The 3035-nt window shown below is 76.0% G+C and carries 4 protein-coding genes and 1 pseudogene; all 5 read right to left on the reverse strand.

What is annotated here, in order from left to right:
- Window positions 1–667: acylphosphatase (locus ABZ641_RS31110; RefSeq protein ID WP_359987208.1), on the reverse strand; the 667-nt coding region annotated here is incomplete at its 3' end.
- The gene (hypB, locus tag ABZ641_RS31115; RefSeq protein WP_344624066.1) at window positions 664–1500 is read right to left on the reverse strand and encodes a hydrogenase nickel incorporation protein HypB; all 837 of its coding nucleotides are present in this window, start codon (window positions 1498–1500) and stop codon (window positions 664–666) included. The genes ABZ641_RS31110 and hypB, both read right to left, overlap by 4 nt.
- 4 nt (window positions 1501–1504) lie before the next feature.
- Entirely contained in the window at window positions 1505–1879 is a 375-nt protein-coding gene (locus ABZ641_RS31120) for a hydrogenase maturation nickel metallochaperone HypA (protein WP_344624065.1), read from the reverse strand.
- A 217-nt stretch (window positions 1880–2096) separates the two neighbouring features.
- The gene (locus ABZ641_RS31125; protein WP_344624064.1) at window positions 2097–2678 is read right to left on the reverse strand and encodes a hydrogenase maturation protease; all 582 of its coding nucleotides are present in this window, start codon (window positions 2676–2678) and stop codon (window positions 2097–2099) included.
- Window positions 2675–3035: pseudogene (locus ABZ641_RS31130) on the reverse strand (hypothetical protein); the annotation flags it as partial. The gene ABZ641_RS31125 and the pseudogene ABZ641_RS31130, both read right to left, overlap by 4 nt.

The following is a 3035-nucleotide window of genomic DNA, read 5'->3' on the forward strand; positions in this document are numbered from 1 at the left end:
CCGCGCCCTCGGCGAGCAGCCGGCGGGCGTCCTCCGACGCGGCCGCTCCGCGCAGCCCGGCCCGCCCGGGCACGGTGAGCGAGAGCTCGGGCCCGCAGGCGTGGCAGCAGATCGGCTGGGCGTGGAAGCGCCGGTCGGACGGGTCGGTGTACTCGCGCTCGCAGTCCGTGCACATCGGGAAGCCGGCCATGGTGGTGGCGGCCCGGTCGTAGGGCAGCGCGGTGACGATGGTGAACCGCGGCCCGCAGTTGGTGCAGGTGATGAACGGGTGGCGGTGCCGCCGGTCGGCCGGGTCGGCGAGTTCGGCCAGGCAGTCGGCGCAGGTCGCGGTGTCCGGCGGGATGAGGGTGCGGCTGCCGCCGCCGCCCGTGGAGGGCACGATGGCGAAGCCGTCCGCGCCGGTCGCCTCGATCGGCTCGTGCAGCACCGAGGCGACCCGGGCGAGCGGGGGAGCGTCGTCCGCGATCCGCCGGCAGAACGCCTCGACGGCGTCCGGCAGGCCCTCGACCTCGGCGAGCACGCCCTCGCCGGTGTTGGTGACGTGCCCGGCGAGCCGCAGCTCCGCGGCGAGCGAGTGCACGAACGGGCGGAAGCCCACGCCCTGGACGATCCCGCCGACCCGGACCAGTCGCCGTTCGACGGCGGGAGCCTGCGGCGCGGCGGTCACGAGGCGGCCGGCGGCAGCGCCGGTTCCCGGTGCGGGTGGCCGTGCCCGTGCTCGTGGCCGTGGCCGTGGCCGTGGTCGGGTCCCGTCCCGGGAGCGTGGTCGTGGTCGGGCTGCGCGGCCGGCGGACCGTGATGGTGCCCGGCGCTCGGCACGCCCATCACCGGCCGGTGCACGGGAGCGCCCTCCAGCACGGCGGTGGCCCGGTCGAGCAGCAGTCCGACGCCCTGCCCGGTGCGCGCCGAGGTGAACAGCACCTCCACGCCAGGGTTGACCCGCTCGACGTGCGCGAGGAAGGCCCGCCGGTCGAAGTCCACGGCCGCGGCCAGGTCCGCCTTGGTCACCACCACGAGGTTCGCCAGCCCGAACGCCGTCGGGTACTTCAGCGGCTTGTCCTCGCCCTCGGTCACCGAGGCCAGCGCCACCCGCAGGCTCTCCCCGAGGTCGTACGAGGCCGGGCAGACCAGGTTGCCGACGTTCTCCACGAACAGCAGCCGGGTGTCCGCGGGCAGCCAGCCGTCCAGGTGGCGGGCCAGCATCGCCGCCTCCAGGTGGCAGAGCCCGTCGGTGAGCACCTGCTTGACCGGGGCGCCCGAACGGGCGAGACGCAGCGCGTCGTTCTCGGTGGCGAGGTCGGCGGTGAGCGCGGCGGAGGCCGTCCCGCGCTGCCCGGCGAGCACCAACTCGGCCTCCAGCAGGGCGGTCTTGCCGCTGCCGGGGCTGGAGAGCATGTTCACCGCGACGGTGCCGCGGGCGGCGAGCGCCTCGCGCAGCTCCCGGGCGGCGTCCTCGTTGCGGGCCAGCACGGCCTGCTGGAGGTCGACAACTCGGCACATGGCGTCAGCCTTCCTGGTCGGCGTACGCCGGACGGTCCGCCCAGCGGACGCTGCGGATCTGCAGCTCCCGCCCGGTCAGCAGCTCGGTGGCCGCGCCGTCGCCGCAGCCGGGACAGGTGAGTTCGGGCGGCATCCCGACCGCCCAGCCGGTGCCGCAGGCGCCGCACCGGGCCTGCGCCGGCACCGGTTCGGTGATCAGCTCGGCGCCCTCCAGGACCGTTCCGGAGCAGGCGAGTTCGAAGCAGAAGTGCAGCGAGTCCGGGACCACGCCGGCCAGTTCGCCGACCTGCAGCAGCACCGACTCGACGCGGTCGGCGCCCTCGGGGACGGCCTGCACCACCTGGTCCACCACGGCCATGGCGATCGACATCTCGTGCATCGGCACCCCGCTTTGCGCCTGGAGGCGGTGACCGGACGGTCGGGGACCATTACAGGCCGCGACCCCGGGGTGCGGGGTGCGCCGCGCCGTGGACGCGGCGCCCGCTACGCCATTCGCAGCACCGCCCGCGGTCACATCTGCCGGATCTTCAGGTACCGCTTGAGGTCCGGCAGGCTCTGCACGAAGACCGCCACGGCGGCGGCGCTGAGCAGGACGATCAGGAACTTGCGCATGAGGGTGCCTCTCTGTCGGTGGTACGGCTTCGGTCGGACGGTGCGGCGGCGGCGCCCGGATCGGCGGGGCCGCCGTCCAGCAGCCGGAGGATCACGTCGACGGCCTCGTCGACGGCCGCGGCGACCGGGGCGCTGAGCCCCATGCCCTCCTCGACCGTCTCCGGCTCGCAGCCGACCACGAACACCTGCCGCGGCGGGCTGCCGCCGGTGCCGGCGGCGAGCGTGGCGAGCAGCGACAGCACCGCGTCCGGGCCCATCCGGTGGCCGTCCAGCGCGGGTGCCTGCGGTTCGACCGCCCCGGGCGCGGGCGCCTCCAGCAGGTACACCGTGCCGGGCGTGCCGCCGCGCTCGGTGGCGTCCACCAGGACGAGCGTGTCGTAGCCGTCCAGCAGTTGGTACGCGAGGTGCACGCCGCGCACCCCGATGTCGGCCGCCTCGACGCCCTCGGGCAGCCGCCGCCCGGTCAGCCGGCGGACGGCCTCGACGCCGAAGCCGTCGTCGCCGAGGAAGACGTTGCCGACCCCGGCGACCAGGACCCGGGGTGCCGGCCCGCTGCCTTCCGTCACGTCTCCTCCACCGGGGCGAGTTCGTCGGGCTGGAAGTACAGGAAGCGGCCCTGGGCGCGCCACAGGTCGGCGCCCGGGTCGCCGTCGACGGTGACCGCGACGTGCACCGCGCCGTCCACGTCCTGTAGGACGGCCTCGACCAGGGCGGTGCGGCCCTGCAGGAAGAGGTCCTGGGCGTCGGTGCGGCGCCGGCCGGGGCGCAGCACCACCCGGTCGCCGGCGCCGACCGCCCGGCCGTCGATCTGCACCCGGTCGGTGGCCGGGTCCACCCCGGGGTCGCCGCCCGGGTCCCACCACGGCGTGTCCGGCCGGACCCCGGGGACGTCGGCCCCGGCGGGCGGACCGCCGGTCACCTCG

It is taken from the genome of Kitasatospora sp. NPDC007106 (assembly GCF_040634455.1).
Classification (GTDB): Bacteria; Actinomycetota; Actinomycetes; order Streptomycetales; family Streptomycetaceae; genus Kitasatospora; species Kitasatospora arboriphila.

Excerpts from the sequence above, each read along its gene's own strand:
- hypB (WP_344624066.1), bottom strand. The coding sequence starts at position 1,500 with ATGTGCCGAGTTGTCGACCTCCAGCAGGCCGTGCTGGCCCGCAACGAG.
- ABZ641_RS31120 (WP_344624065.1), bottom strand. The coding sequence starts at position 1,879 with ATGCACGAGATGTCGATCGCCATGGCCGTGGTGGACCAGGTGGTGCAG.